This is a genomic window from Rhizobium sp. 18055, from assembly GCF_902706285.1.
Taxonomy (GTDB): Bacteria; Pseudomonadota; Alphaproteobacteria; order Rhizobiales; family Rhizobiaceae; genus Rhizobium.
Map to the genome: position 1 here is coordinate 38,102 of NZ_CACSKD010000005.1, position 13,766 is coordinate 51,867.

The 13,766-nt window shown below is 62.9% G+C and carries 14 protein-coding genes and 1 pseudogene; 11 read left to right on the forward strand and 4 right to left on the reverse strand.

Annotated elements, in window-relative coordinates; genetic code table 11:
- Positions 1-37 precede the first annotated feature (37 nt).
- Together GVL52_RS10765 and GVL52_RS10770 are read left to right on the forward strand one after the other, a co-directional pair.
- A pseudogene (locus tag GVL52_RS10765) lies at positions 38-262 on the forward strand (transcriptional regulator); the annotation flags it as partial.
- A gap of 116 nt (positions 263-378) precedes the next feature.
- The gene (locus GVL52_RS10770; RefSeq protein ID WP_160006725.1) at positions 379-1,008 is read left to right on the forward strand and encodes a TerC family protein; all 630 of its coding nucleotides are present in this window, start codon (positions 379-381) and stop codon (positions 1,006-1,008) included.
- Positions 1,009-1,044: 36 nt separating this feature from the next.
- Here GVL52_RS10770 and GVL52_RS10775 read toward each other — a convergent pair whose 3' ends face one another.
- Positions 1,045-1,587 carry a DUF922 domain-containing Zn-dependent protease gene (locus tag GVL52_RS10775; protein ID WP_160006728.1) on the reverse strand — a complete coding sequence of 181 codons (543 nt, stop codon included), beginning with the start codon at positions 1,585-1,587 and terminating at the stop codon, positions 1,045-1,047.
- Between the two features lie 354 nt (positions 1,588-1,941).
- Between GVL52_RS10775 and GVL52_RS10780 the strand changes: the two genes are divergently transcribed.
- From GVL52_RS10780 to GVL52_RS10800, 5 genes are all read left to right on the forward strand, one after another.
- Positions 1,942-2,862: a sulfite exporter TauE/SafE family protein gene (locus tag GVL52_RS10780; RefSeq protein ID WP_160006731.1), complete on the forward strand. Its 921-nt coding sequence runs from the start codon at positions 1,942-1,944 to the stop codon at positions 2,860-2,862.
- Positions 2,862-3,665, forward strand: coding sequence for a TIGR02186 family protein (locus GVL52_RS10785; RefSeq protein WP_160006734.1), 804 nt, complete (start codon positions 2,862-2,864; stop codon positions 3,663-3,665). Before GVL52_RS10780 ends, GVL52_RS10785 begins: the two co-directional genes overlap by 1 nt.
- A gap of 182 nt (positions 3,666-3,847) precedes the next feature.
- Entirely contained in the window at positions 3,848-4,429 is a 582-nt protein-coding gene (locus GVL52_RS10790; RefSeq protein WP_160006737.1) for a transglycosylase SLT domain-containing protein, read from the forward strand.
- Between the two features lie 221 nt (positions 4,430-4,650).
- Positions 4,651-5,406, forward strand: a complete 756-nt coding sequence (locus GVL52_RS10795) for an ABC transporter substrate-binding protein (RefSeq protein WP_160006740.1) — start codon at positions 4,651-4,653, stop codon at positions 5,404-5,406.
- Between the two features lie 63 nt (positions 5,407-5,469).
- Positions 5,470-6,723 carry an FAD-binding oxidoreductase gene (locus GVL52_RS10800; protein ID WP_160006776.1) on the forward strand — a complete coding sequence of 418 codons (1,254 nt, stop codon included), beginning with the start codon at positions 5,470-5,472 and terminating at the stop codon, positions 6,721-6,723.
- A 13-nt stretch (positions 6,724-6,736) separates the two neighbouring features.
- Here GVL52_RS10800 and GVL52_RS10805 read toward each other — a convergent pair whose 3' ends face one another.
- On the reverse strand, positions 6,737-7,687 hold the full coding sequence (locus tag GVL52_RS10805; RefSeq protein ID WP_160006779.1) for an alpha/beta hydrolase: 951 nt from the start codon (positions 7,685-7,687) through the stop codon (positions 6,737-6,739).
- A 126-nt stretch (positions 7,688-7,813) separates the two neighbouring features.
- On the opposite strand from GVL52_RS10805, the gene GVL52_RS10810 reads away from it, so the two are divergent.
- Positions 7,814-10,324 (forward strand): ligase-associated DNA damage response DEXH box helicase, encoded by a 2,511-nt coding sequence (locus GVL52_RS10810; protein WP_160007408.1) that lies wholly within the window; start codon positions 7,814-7,816, stop codon positions 10,322-10,324.
- A 28-nt stretch (positions 10,325-10,352) separates the two neighbouring features.
- Positions 10,353-11,078 (forward strand): ligase-associated DNA damage response endonuclease PdeM, encoded by a 726-nt coding sequence (pdeM, locus tag GVL52_RS10815; protein ID WP_160006782.1) that lies wholly within the window; start codon positions 10,353-10,355, stop codon positions 11,076-11,078.
- 2 nt (positions 11,079-11,080) lie between these two features.
- Here the strand turns inward: pdeM and GVL52_RS10820 are convergent, their stop codons facing one another.
- Together GVL52_RS10820 and GVL52_RS10825 are read right to left on the reverse strand one after the other, a co-directional pair.
- On the reverse strand, positions 11,081-11,716 hold the full coding sequence (locus GVL52_RS10820) for a YitT family protein (RefSeq protein ID WP_160006785.1): 636 nt from the start codon (positions 11,714-11,716) through the stop codon (positions 11,081-11,083).
- A gap of 197 nt (positions 11,717-11,913) precedes the next feature.
- A complete protein-coding gene (locus tag GVL52_RS10825) occupies positions 11,914-12,846 on the reverse strand; it encodes a class I SAM-dependent methyltransferase (protein WP_160006788.1) in 933 nt (310 codons plus the stop codon).
- Between the two features lie 144 nt (positions 12,847-12,990).
- Here GVL52_RS10825 and GVL52_RS10830 point away from each other — a divergent pair, with 144 nt between their 5' ends.
- Complete coding sequence (locus GVL52_RS10830) at positions 12,991-13,257, forward strand: DUF6460 domain-containing protein (RefSeq protein ID WP_160006791.1); 267 nt, start codon at positions 12,991-12,993, stop codon at positions 13,255-13,257.
- 1 nt (position 13,258) lies between these two features.
- On the forward strand, positions 13,259-13,756 hold the full coding sequence (locus GVL52_RS10835; RefSeq protein WP_160006794.1) for a CAP domain-containing protein: 498 nt from the start codon (positions 13,259-13,261) through the stop codon (positions 13,754-13,756).
- Positions 13,757-13,766: the final 10 nt, after the last annotated feature.

A 13,766-nucleotide genomic window follows, 5' to 3' on the forward strand; every position in this document is an offset into this window, starting at 1 on the left:
GCAGACAGTGTTTGCGAGGGGTTTTTTATGCAAGGTGATCGGCGAGCCGCCACTGTTTGCGATCGGGCCATCCAGCGATCGGCCGGACTGCCTGGTGGAGCAGGCCGTCGATGCCAGGCTCGATGACGCGCTGAAGGAGGCGGAGGCTTTGTGGCTGGAACGCTTTCGAACCGTCACCCTTGCCGAGATCGCCGACGACTTCGACCGCCGCATGCCCGGCGACCAATGCAACAGCCACGCGGAACCTTCGGCACCGGCCTGAATTCTAGCAAAAGGCGCGGATCTTTTGTCCGACAGCACTTGATCCCTTGCCGACCGATCATTTATGCCTTGGCTGCGCCGGGGAACCGCGTCGCGTAGTGCAGGGATCATTAAAGCATGGAAATTTTCACGTCCGCCGGATTGCTGGCGCTGCTACAGGTCATCGTCATCGACCTGGTTCTCGCCGGCGACAATGCCGTTGTCATTGGCCTTGCCGCAGCCGGCCTGGCACCTGACCAGCGCAAGAAAGCCATTCTGGTCGGCATTCTGGCAGCGACCGTTCTGCGCATTGGACTGGCAAGTGTGACCGTCCAGCTGCTCGACATCATCGGCCTGCTGCTTGCCGGCGGCATTCTGCTTCTCTGGGTGTGCTGGAAGATGTGGCGCGAGATTCGCGCCGGCAGCGGCGACAATGCAGATGGTGTTGACGCCGAAGGCTCGCAGGCGCCGCGCAAGACGTTTGTCCAGGCAGCCACGCAGATCGTCATCGCCGACGTCTCGATGTCGCTCGACAACGTGCTGGCAGTGGCCGGCGCCGCCCGCGAGCATCCAACGGTGCTGGTCATCGGCCTCATCCTGTCGATCGCGATGATGGGCATTGCCGCGAACTTCATCGCCCGTCTGCTGACCCGCTATCACTGGATCGCCTATGTCGGCCTCGCCATCATCGTCTATGTAGCGGTGCACATGATCTACCGCGGCAGCCTGGAAGTATGGCCGCATCTTGCGGCAGCGACCGGCGGCTGATCCTTTACAACAGGTCTCCTGACGGCCGGGTTGCCGTCAGGGGCCGTTGACGAGCTTGAGGATGAGCGCCTGGACGTTGCCACCGTCGCTCATTTCCACCTTGTCGAAATCGCGCCCCCGCTGGCGCTGCCGGCCGGAAATTTCGCCGAGGCGCTCGGTGAGATTTTCGCGGATCTTGCGGCAATCGGGATCGTCAGCAGCGGAGAAGCCGAGGCTCAGCGTCTCTATCTCGTGGACCATGTCGATGATGGTGTCGCCGTGCACCCGTTCGTGCTTGCGGATCGCATCGATGAAGATATTCCAACTCGCCTGAACGGGTGCCGACAGCTTCGAGGACGGTTTCGGCACGGTGTAGATGATCGTCAGCTTCGGCTTGGCCGTCGTGATCACGCAGGCATTGCCCTGACGCTCGTATTTTCGCGTCCATGTCAGCTTGAAGGTGGTGTGGGCAATGACGCGCGACTGGCCGCCGACTTCAGGACCGCGCTCGCCGATCGAGCGATAGAGTTCGGCACCGGTGCTGCCGGAGATGGCGTAGGGTCGCAGTTCTTCGCTGGGCTTCCATTCGGCCAAGGCCATTGAAGGTGCGGCTGCAAGCAGCGCCCCCAGACTGAAAATTCGAACGTTCGACCTCACACCGCCCCCAAACCTGTCTCTGCCGCACCAATCTAGGGGGCCGGGGCATGGGGTTCAATGACGCATAACTGTCTTCATCCTATCTTTGCGAAGCGATCGGCAGTTACCCCCAGCACTGTGCCGCGATTGTCACAAAACCTGAAAAAAGCCTGATTAATCAGAATTCTTCGCGTATTGAGAGGCCGCCATGTCGCTGATCGAAAGCCTATCGCAACGTTTTCGGGCTATGGTTGCCTATTCGCATAGGATGTGGGGAACGCAACGGCCTGCCGGGCCGTTCGCAAAGCGGGGTCGGCTGTGACAATCTATCTGCCCATTGCAGAATTGTCGGTGAACATTTTCATCATTCTCGGCATGGGTGCGGCTGTCGGCTTCCTGTCCGGCATGTTCGGCGTCGGCGGCGGATTCCTGATCACGCCGCTGCTGATCTTCTACAATATTCCACCCGTCGTTGCCGTCGCCACCGGCGCCAACCAGGTCGTTGCTTCGTCGATCTCGGGCGCGATCACCCATTTCCGGCGCGGCACTCTGGATGTGAAGCTGGGTTCGGTGCTTCTGGCCGGCGGTCTGGCGGGCGCCACGGTCGGCATCTGGATCTTCTCGCTGCTGCGCCGGCTCGGCCAGCTCGATCTCATCATTTCGCTGATGTACGTGCTGTTCCTCGGCACCGTCGGCGGCTTGATGCTGCTGGAAAGCGTGCGCGCGATGCGGCGTGCCTCGAAGAACATTCCGCCCGCTGCACGGCGTCCCGGCCATCACCACTGGGTGCACCGGCTGCCGCTGAAAATGCGGTTCAAGAAATCGAAGATCTTCCTCAGCGTCATCCCGATCGTAGCGCTCGGCTTCGGCATCGGCATCCTGACATCGGTCATGGGTGTCGGCGGCGGCTTCATCATGGTGCCGGCGATGATCTACCTCCTGCGCATCCCGACCAATGTCGTGGTCGGGACCTCGCTGTTTCAGATCATTTTTGTGACCGCCTATACGACCGTGGTGCAGGCGGCGACGAACTTTTCGGTCGATATCGTTCTGGCCTTCTTCCTGATGATTGCAGGGGTGATCGGCGCGCAATACGGCGTTCGCGTCGGCCAGAAGCTGCGCGGCGAGCAATTGCGCGCGCTGCTTGGCCTCCTTGTTCTCGCCGTCGGCCTTCGCCTGGCCGTGGCGCTGGTGGTGACGCCAACAGATATCTATTCCGTCGTCATGGGTGGTAACTGATGCGCCGGCTGCTGCTATTGCTCGTTGCCCTGATGCTGCTGCCGGCTGCGGCCTCTGCGCAGACGCTGTTGCCCGGCCAGGCACCGCAGGCGGTGGCCGAGGGACTTGAGATCGGCACCTCGACCAGCGAAATCGCCATCACCTCCGATTTCCACGGCGCCGACCTGACGATTTTCGGGGCGCTGACCAATACCGACAGCCTGCTGCTGGCGATCGGCCAGTACGACGTCGTCGTGGTGCTCGAAGGCCCGCGCGACAATGCAACGGTGCGAAGAAAGGAGCGCGTCTTCGGCATCTGGGTCAACACCCGCTCGATGACCTTCGAGACCGTGCCGCATTCCTATTCGATGTCCAGTTCGCGGATGCTCGACGACGTGACGACGCCGCTCGATCTGACCGATCGCGGCATCGGCATCGACCATATTCCGCTGACGCCGATGGGCTTCCTCGGCGATGCCAGCAATGTCGGCGAATTCCGCGACGCCTTCCGCCGCCTGCAGGAGCGCGGCGGGCTTTATGTTCGCGATCCGAGCGGCGTGCGCTTCGTCAGCTCGAACCTGTTCAAGGCGAGCCTGCGCCTGCCAGCCAACATTCCGAACGGCGTGCATACGGTGCGCGCCTATCTGTTCCGGAGCGGCAAGTTCGTCACCGAGAAATCCGTGCCGCTGCGGGTGATCAAGACAGGCATAGAGCAGACGATCACCGATGCTGCGCACGAGCAACCGATCATCTACGGTCTGTTTGCGGTATTCCTGGCTGTCGTCACCGGATGGGGTGCCAGCGTGGTGTTCCGCAAGGATTGATGACCGGAGGAGAGGACATGAGAAAGCTTGTTGTCTGGAATTTGATGACGCTCGACGGCGACTCTTGCCAAGAGTCCTGCCCCACTCTTGCCGCGAGATCATCACGGCTTCGTCATTGTCTAAAAACCGACCATTAAGTTTTACCAGTTAGTAATCTCTCCAAGACGAGAGGTTTTTTAGTCATGCGTATCCGTACTCTCCTCGCCCTTGTGCTGCTGGCCGTGGTTGCCGGCTGCGCAACGGCGCCGCGACAGACCCGCAACATCTGCGCCGTGTTCGACCAGCGCGACGGGTTGTTCACCAGCTGGCAGCGCTCGGCCGAAAAGGCCGAGAAGAAGTACGGCGTTCCGGTGCCGATCCTGATGGCGACGATGTATACGGAATCGGGCTTCCAACCGAATGCGCGGCCGCCGCGGACCAAGCTGTTCGGCTTCATTCCATGGACCCGCCAATCGACCGCCTACGGCTATTCGCAGGCACTCGACGGCACCTGGGATCACTACCAGTCGGCCACCGGCAACTGGGCGGCGCGGCGGACCAACTTCTCCGATGCGATCGATTTCATCGCCTGGTATCACTACCAGAACAGCCAGACGACCGGCATCCAGCTGACCGATGCGTACAGCCTCTACCTTGCCTATTATTCCGGGCCGAAGGGATATATGCGCGGCGACTGGCGCTCGAATGCACAGCTGCAGAAGACGGCGCAGCGATTTGCCAATATGGCGGCGAGCTATGAACGACAGTTGCAGGGCTGCGACTGAGTTTCAGTGCGTCTCCGCGTTGGCGAACAGGGCGCCAGCCCGTTCTTCAATGTTCTGCTGAAGATACCGACCACCGAGGCCCCGCCCGCTTGCCGATCCGGCCAGCGGCCACCATCGATGCGCGCCTGGCGATAGACCTTTGGCTAATTCACCAAAGGCTTGTGAAGCGATGACGATCCGCTAAGGTTGAGGTGCAAGACAAACACCAAAAGGGAACATCCATGAAGAAGACGATTTTCCTGGCAGCGGCAGCGCTGCTCGGCATGACGCATCTGGCTTCGGCAGACGACACGATCCGGATCGCCACCGAGGGCGCCTACCCTCCGTTCAACTATGTGGAATCCGACGGCAGCCTGAAGGGGCTCGATGTCGATATGGCGCATGCGCTGTGCGAGGAGATGAAGGCCAAGTGCACGATCGTCGCCCAGGATTGGGACGGCATCATCCCCGGCCTGCTGGCCAAGAAATATGACGCGATCATTGCCTCGATGAGCATCACCGACGAGCGCAAGAAGCAGATCGACTTCACCAACAAATATTACACAACGCCGCTCGCCGTCGCCGTTCCCAAGGATAGCGCGCTGAAAGGCGTCAGCGTCGAGGACATGAAGGGCAAGGTGGTCGGCGCGCAGGCATCGACGACGCAGGCCGATTACCTGAACGACGTCTATGCCAAGGGCGGCGCCGAAGCGAAGATGTACCCGACGCAGGACGAAGCCGTCGCCGATCTTCTCAACGGCCGCATGGATGCGCTTGTTTCCGACAAGTTCGTGGTGGTGGACTGGCTGAACAAGGCCGGCAAGGATTGCTGCAAGCTGCTCGGGGACGTGCCCGGCACTGAAACGCAGGCCGGCATCGGCATTCGCCAGGGAGAGCCGGAACTGAAAGAGAAGTTCAACAAGGCGATCGATGCGCTGGTGGCCAACGGCACCTACGCGACGATCACCAAGAAGTATTTCCCCTTCGATATCTACTGATCGCCCGTATTGCATCGTGCGGAGGCGGCGAAGCCTCCGCACCCCTTACCAGCAAGCACTCCCATGAAAACAGATGTTCTCGTTCTCGGTGCCGGCATTGTCGGCGTCAGTGCCGCTCTTCACCTGCAGGAGCGTGGCCGCTCGGTCGTGCTGGCCGATCGCGGCGAGACGGGCGGCGGCACCAGTTATGGCAATGCGGGGCTGATCGAGCGCTCGTCTGTCGTTCCCTACGCCTTCCCGCGCGAGATCGGCACGCTGCTGAAGTACGCGCTGAATAACGCTTCCGATGTTCGTTACGAGCCCACCCACCTGCCGCGCATCCTTCCCTGGCTGGCGCGATACTGGTGGCATTCCTCGCCCGCCCGGCTGGACAAATCCGCCCGTGCGCTGCTGCCGCTGGTGGAGGCGAGCGTATCCGAGCATGACAGGCTGATCGAGCGTTCCGGTGCGGCTCATCTGATCCGCGAGAAGGGGTGGATTTCCGTCTACAAGGATCCACAAAAGTTTGCCGCGGCTCGTGCCGATGCCGAGAGCCTGTCCCCATTCGGCCTGCAGATGCGGATCATTGACCGCGAGGATTTCATCGCCCTGGAGCCCGCCTTTGCCGGCAGCGGGGAAAAGCTTGCCGGCGGCGTGCACTGGCTGGACCCGAAAACGGTGACCGACCCGCAGGCGCTGACCAAGGCTTACGCCGATCTGTTTCTGTACAATGGCGGCATATTCGCTACGGCCGATGCCGCTGATCTTCGCGAGGAAAAGAACGGCTGGTCGCTGAAATCGGAGACCGGAGACATCATCGAGGCCGGCGAGATCGTGGTGGCGCTGGGGCCGCAGTCCGGTTTGGTGTTCCGCAAGCTTGGCTATCGCCTGCCGCTCGGAATCAAGCGTGGCTATCACAGGCACTACGCGCAGGCAGAAGGCGCGCCGCTGAGGCACTCCGTCGTCGATGAAGAGGCTGGCTACGTGCTGGCGCCGATGGCGCGCGGTATCCGCCTGACAACCGGCATCGAATTCGCAGCGCCAGACGCGCCTGCCAACATGATCCAGCTGCGGCGGTGCGAAGATCACGCCCGGCAGTTGGTCGCGCTCGGTGAACCTTTCGAGCAGACACCGTGGCTCGGCCTGCGGCCCTGCCTGCCAGACATGCGACCGGTAATCGGGCCGGGCCCGCGCCATCGCGGCCTCTGGTTCAACTTCGGCCATGCCCATCACGGGCTGACGCTCGGCCCCGCCAGCGGCAGGCTTCTGGCCGAGCAGATGTGCGGCGAGGCGCCGTTTGCCGATCCGGCGCCGTTTCATCCGCAGCGGTTTCTCTAAAACCCAACCGCTTTCACTGCTCGAGCGGGATCGGCGCATTGATCCGCTCCAGCCAGGGCGAGAAGTAAGCGGGCCATTCGGCGGACGCGGTGCCCGGCTTGCCCATGCCGAAGCCGTGGCCGCCGTTTTCCAGCGGGTGAAACTCCACCGGTACGTTCGCCGTCTCGCAGGCCTGCTGCATAATCAGCGTGTTTTCGGGGTCTGAAACCGGATCGTCCTTGGCCTGGACCAGAAACATCGGCGGGCATTGCGCCTGGACGTGATCCTCCACCGACCATTCGGCGCTGGTAGCGGCACTCGGATGCTTGCCGATCAGGATGCGGCGGGTCGAGGTGTGATCGTAGGGCGGCTTGAGCGTGATGACAGGATAGATCAGCGCAGCGAAATCCGGCCGCGCCGACTGCGTGTCTGCCGCATCGATCGGCTGGTAGGAGGCAAAGGCGGATCGGGTCGCAGCCAGCCCCAGGAGGTGACCACCGGCGGAAAAGCCGAGGACGCCGACATGCTGCCGGTCGATACTGAAGCGGCCGGCATTGGCGCGGATCAGCCGGATGGCGCGCTGCGCATCCTGGAGCGGTGCCAGCGGACCGGCACTCCAGCCCTCGCCCGGCAACCGATAGGACAGGACGAAAGCGGTGATGCCGCGCGCGTTCAGCCAGCGGGCGGCGGGTCGCGCCTCGTTGCGCATGGATATCCGCCGGTATCCGCCGCCGCCGGCGATCAGCATGGCGATGCCGTTGGGTTTGGCCGGCGCAAAGACCTCGACCACGGGAACTGCGATATTGCTGATCGCACCCCTGGCGTTTTCGCTGACCGGCCCCGTTGGGCCGCCCCCACCCGGAGGCTGTCCCGGCCACAGCGGCAGGCTCGTCGCAGGTGCCGCTGCCAGCGTCTTGCCAGGCAGCATGAGCGGCAGCAGGGTCGCGGCGCTGATGGTGCCCAGCATGGATCGGCGCGTCAGCATCTGAGGTCCTGTCGTTCGGTTGTTCCGCCTGACGCTCGCCATCAATGCGGCGGAATTGCAGGCCGATGTCCATAGATCGCGAAGACGGCGCCTTCTCATCGGCCTTGTTTGAACTACATTGAAGCCGTGGACCAGATCGATACCGAAAACCTCATCGCCCTGCCTGCCCCGTTTACCCGCTGGTTTGCGGAGAAGGGCTGGCGGCCGCGTGTGCATCAGCTTGAGCTTCTGGCGCGCGCCGAGGCTGGCAAGAGCACGCTTCTGATCGCGCCGACAGGAGCCGGCAAGACGCTCGCCGGCTTCCTGCCGGCGCTCACCGATCTCACCCGCCGTGGCAAGATCCCGCCGGGCTCTGCCTTCACCGGCATCCACACCCTCTACATCTCGCCGCTGAAGGCGCTGGCCGTCGATATCGAGCGCAACCTGATGAAGCCGGTCGAGGAGATGGGGCTGCCGGTGACGGTCGAGAATCGCACCGGCGATACGCCCGTTGCCAAGCGCCAGCGGCAGAAGCTGAACCCGCCCGACATCCTGCTGACGACGCCGGAACAGGTGGCGCTGCTGCTCGCCAACCACGAGGCCGAGCGCTTCTTCAAGGATCTCAAATACATCGTTCTCGACGAGCTGCATTCACTGGTGTCATCGAAGCGTGGACACATGCTGTCGCTGGGCCTGGCGCGGCTGCGGCGGCTGGCGCCTGGTCTGCAGACGATCGGGCTGTCTGCCACGGTCGCCGAGCCGTTGGAGCTGCAAAAGTGGCTGGTGACGCAGCGGGAGGGTGAGGTGCGTCACTCAGGGATCGTCACCGTCGACGGCGGGGCAAAACCCGACATCTCGATCCTGTCGACCGAGGAGCGCATTCCCTGGTCCGGACATTCGGCGCGCTACGCCATTCCCGATGTCTACAAGCAGCTTCTTGAGCACCAGACGACGCTGCTGTTCGTCAACACCCGCAGCCAGGCGGAAATGCTGTTTCAGGCGCTGTGGACCTGCAACGATGACAATCTGCCGATTGCGTTGCATCACGGCTCGCTCGATGTCGGCCAGCGGCGCAAGGTGGAAGCAGCGATGGCGGCCAACAAGCTGCGCGCCGTGGTCGCCACCTCGACGCTCGATCTCGGCATCGACTGGGGCGACGTCGATCTGGTGATCCATGTGGGGGCGCCGAAGGGGGCGTCGCGGCTGGCCCAGCGCATCGGCCGTGCCAACCACCGGATGGACGAGCCGTCGAAGGCGATCCTGGTGCCGGCCAACCGTTTCGAGGTGATGGAGTGCCAGGCGGCGCTCGACGCCAACTATATCGGCGCGCAGGACACGCCGCCGGTCGGCAAGGGGGCGCTGGATGTGCTGGCGCAGCATGTGCTCGGCATGGCCTGCGCCGAGCCGTTCGACATGCTGGAACTCTACGACGAGGTGACCAGCGCCTCGCCCTACGCCCACCTCGATTGGGAGACATTCGAGCGGATCGTCGATTTCGTCGCCACCGGCGGCTATGCGCTGCGCACCTACGAGCGCTATGCCCGGATCCGAAAGACCGCCGAGGGGCGCTGGCGAGTGTCCAATCCGGCCGTCGCCCAGCAGTATCGGCTGAACATCGGCACCATCGTCGAAAGTCCGATGCTAAACCTGAAGATGGTCAAGCGCGGCGCCGGCGGGCGGATCGGTCGCGGCGGCGCCACGCTCGGCAAGATGGAGGAGTATTTCTTCGAGCAGTTGTCGCCGGGCGACACCTTCATCTTCTCCGGCAAGGTGCTGCGCTTCGAAGGCATCCGCGAGAACGAGGCACTGGCGAGCCAGGCCTATTCCAACGATCCGAAGATCCCGTCCTATGCCGGCGGCAAGTTTCCGCTCTCGACCTATCTGGCCGACCAGGTGCGCTCGATGCTCGCCGATCCCGACCGCTGGGACCGGCTGCCGGACCAGGTGCGAGACTGGCTGGCGATCCAGAAGGAGAAATCGATCCTGCCGAAACGCGACGAGCTGCTGATCGAAACGTTTCCACGCGGCAGCCGCTGCTACATGGTGGCCTATCCCTTCGAGGGGCGGCTGGCACACCAGACGCTCGGCATGCTGCTCACCCGACGGCTGGAGCGGGCGGGCGCCAAGCCGATGGGCTTTGTCGCCACCGATTATTCGCTGGGGATATGGGGGCTGGAGGATATGGGGCTGATGATCCGCAACGGGCGGCTCAACCTGTCGGATCTGTTCGACGAGGACATGCTCGGCGACGATCTCGAAACCTGGCTGGACGAATCCTTCCTGCTGAAGCGTACCTTCCGCAATTGCGCCGTGATTGCAGGCTTGATCGAGCGTCGGCATCCGGGCAAGGAAAAGAGCGGGCGGCAGGTGACTGTCTCGGCCGACCTGATCTACGACGTGCTCCGCACCCATGAGCCGGATCATATCCTGCTGCAGGCAACACGGCAGGATGCGGGAAGCGGGCTTTTGGATATCGGCCGGCTTGGCGATATGCTGCAGCGAATCAAGGGGCACATCACCCACCAGGCGCTGGAGCACATCTCGCCGCTGGCAGTGCCCGTGATGCTGGAAATCGGCAAGGAGCCGGTGCATGGCGAAGCCCATGATGCGCTGCTGGCGGAAGCCGCAGACGATCTGATCGCCGAGGCGCTGAGTTGATGATGGGAATAAGGAACGGACTGACGTGATGAACCGGCTGGCGCTGGCGCGGGAACTGAACGGGGTGGCGGCGATGCCGGGCGTGGAAACGGCCGTGCATGGGGTCGCGGTCGTCTGCGATCCGCTCGGCGGGCTCTACCTGCCCGATGCCGGCATTCTCGTCGTTTCCGACCTGCATCTGGAAAAGGGCGCCGCCTTTGCCCGTCGCGGCATGATGCTGCCGCCCTACGACACGCTGGCGACGCTGACCGTGCTGTCGGCTGTCATCACGCGCTACGATCCGAAGCTGGTGATCTCGCTTGGCGACAATTTCCACGATCGCATCGGCTCGGCGCATCTGCCGGACGCGTTTCGGACGCTGATCTCGGATATGGCGCGCGGGCGCGAATGGATCTGGATCAATGGCAACCACGATCCTGACGGGACAGTCGATCTGCCAGGAACCTGCGCCGACGAGATGCACCACGCCGGGCTGACCTTCCGGCACGAGCCGAAGGGCGGATTGCAGCGCGGCGAGATCGCCGGGCACCTGCATCCGTCGGCCACCGTGCGGCGGCGCGAGAAATCCATCCGCCGACCGTGCTTTGCGACCGACGGCGCGCGGCTGCTGATGCCGGCGTTTGGCGTCATGAGTGGCGGGCTAGACCTGCGCCACAAGGCGATGAAGGGATTGTTCGACCAGCCCTCGCTGATCGCGCATCTGCTCGGGCGCGACCGGATCTATTCGGTACGCTTCGGCAATCTGTTGGGCTGAGCTTACAGCGCGACGTAACGGTCGGCGCGGTGGTTGATCGTGAGAAACAGGTTCAGCACCACGGCACCCAGAACCGAATAGAACACCACCGGCGGCGTGGTGACGAAGAAGGCGGCGGCCAGCACGCAAAGATCGACGGCCATCTGCACGAGGCCGGCGCGTATGCCGAAACGCTCCTGCATGTAGATGCCAAGAATGCCGACGCCGCCGAGGCTGGCGCGGTGGCGATAGAGCGCCAGCAGGCCGAAACCGAGAAGCAGGCCGCCGAGCAGCGCTGCCCAGGCCGGGTGGATGGCGGCGATGGTCATGACATTGGGCTGGACACTTGTGAGCAGCGAGGTCAGGCCGATGGCGATGAAGGTCTTCAGCGTGAAGGAGATGCCGAGCTGCTTCCAGGAGAGATAAAAGAACGGCAGGTTGAGCACGAAAAAGGCAAGGCCAAAGTTCACGCCGAAGGCATAGTGAACGAGGAAGGCGACGCCGGCGGTGCTGCCGGTCAAGAGGCCGGCACTGGCCAGCATATAGAGGCCGAGGGCGGCGATCAGGCTGCCGGAGAAGATGCCCTGCACGTCTTCGACAGGGGTATGGCGGGTGGCGCTCGTATTCCAGAAGCCAAGGGCATTGATGATCTGTGTCATGTCGCTATTCCCCAACGGCAGACGAGTTCAAGAACCCCCGGAAAACCGAGGCGCAACGGAATGTGAACGATGGATGTCGCCGGGGCTGCATTTGCGCTCTTCGGCTGTTAACGAGGATTATCAGGCGATTTCGCGGCTTTTTCAAGCGAAATACGTAAGCACTACTGACCTATCAGAACTACGCAACAATCGTTCCTTCAGGCTGCCTTGCGTGCAAGGAACAGAATGCCGGAAATGGCATTTGCGCCATCTTTGCGAATGGTCGATCGCCTGACAATACTGATCTCCAGCCCATGGCGAACGCATAGTGTCCTGACATAGGGTTCCGAGTGGGCATAGCGCAGCGAAGCGGCGAGATGAATATCCTGCCCCTCGCCCGCTTCCTCGACGGAAAATGCGACATCGGCACCGTCAGCAGCAAGCGCCACGATGGACGCGAAAACGCTTTCGAGATTGCCGAGATAGATCAGCACGTCGCATGCCGTCACGAGATCGGCACGGTGCTGAGCGCCGCCCGAAAACAGCCCGCTCGCCTCCGGCGTCAGCGACAGGTCGGCCTGGGCAAGGTGATCGTACAGGTGCTTTTCGGCGGCCTTGGCCAGCATGTTCTGCGACAGGTCGAAGCCTTCGAGCCGATCGGCCATGCCGCGGATTTCCGGCCCGAGCAGACCGGTGCCGCAGCCGAGATCGACGGCCAGCGCGTAGTGCCGGCCGGTGGTGGCGATCAGGGCTGCAAGCTTGGCGGGCACGTCGTAACCGAGCTTTTCCACCAGCGAGATCTCGAAGCGCCCGGCATAATCGTCGAACAGGCGCTCGACATAGCTGCTCGGCGGCTGATCGGGGATGGCCGTGTCGCCGAGAAAGGCGAGCTTGAGGGCGGCGCCGAAGATGTCGTTGTTGCTGCGGTCGCGCGTCTGTCGATAGGCCTCGATGGCGCCCTCGGTATTGCCGGCCTTCTCGCGGTAGGTGGCTAGGCGGTACCAGCCGGCGGCCCAGGCGGGCACCAGTTCGAGCGCCTGCTCCATCAGTTCGGCCGCCGCATCCGGTTCGCCGCCCTTGTCCAGCATCTTCGCGTAGTCGGCACGGCGGTCGGCGATGGCATCGCCCGAAGTCTGGAGGTGGGGTTGCATGATGGTGACCTATTGGTACGGCCCGCATTTGGCGGTGGCCACAAAAAAACTCAAGTCCTATTTCAGAGGACGGGTCGCCAGCTCTGAAATAAGCTTGCGAGCGACGATTCGCGCCCGTATTTCAGGGTGAACAGGAGATGATGCATGTCCGATCAGGTGAATAAATTTCTAGGCGACTCGCTCGGCCGTACATTGATCAAGCTTTTGGTGGTGTCGCTGATCGTCGGCTTCATCATGGCCTTCTTCGGCCTGGCACCGCTCGACTTCCTCTATTGGGTCCGCAATCTGGTTCTGGATGTCTGGCATCGCGGCTTCTCCGCGCTCGGCCGCGTCGGCGACTATCTGCTCCTCGGCGCCACCATCGTCATCCCGATCTTCCTCATCCTCCGTCTCTTCAGCTATCGCCGGTAACATGACCTCCATCGCTCTTTCACGGCGCAGCCTGCTGCGTGTCTCCGCGCTTGCGCTTGCCGCCGGCGTTGCCAGTTGCACCACCGCGCCGAAACTGCCTTCGACGCCATCCAACGGCGAAGACCAGACGGCAGCGTCGTTGCCGCTGGTCAACCAGTTGCGCGCCAAGAACGGGCTGCCGGCACTGACCGTCGATCCGGCGGCAACGGCAGCCGCGCTGTACCAGGCCAAGCGCATGGCAGCCGCCGGCAAGATGAAGCATGTGATGGGGATTGCCGACGGGTTTGGCCCGCGGGTGAAGGCGAGCGGCGTACAGCTGCCGGCAGCCGAAAACATCGCCACCGGACAACAGACGGTTCCGGCCGTGGTGACGGCGTGGATCAACTCGCCACATCATCTGGAAAACATGCTCGGCCGCTATAGCGGACTGGGCGTCGCCGTTGCCTATAATCCTGCTTCCAGAAACGTGCCCTACTGGGCCATGGTGCTGTCCAACTGAGGCGATTCAG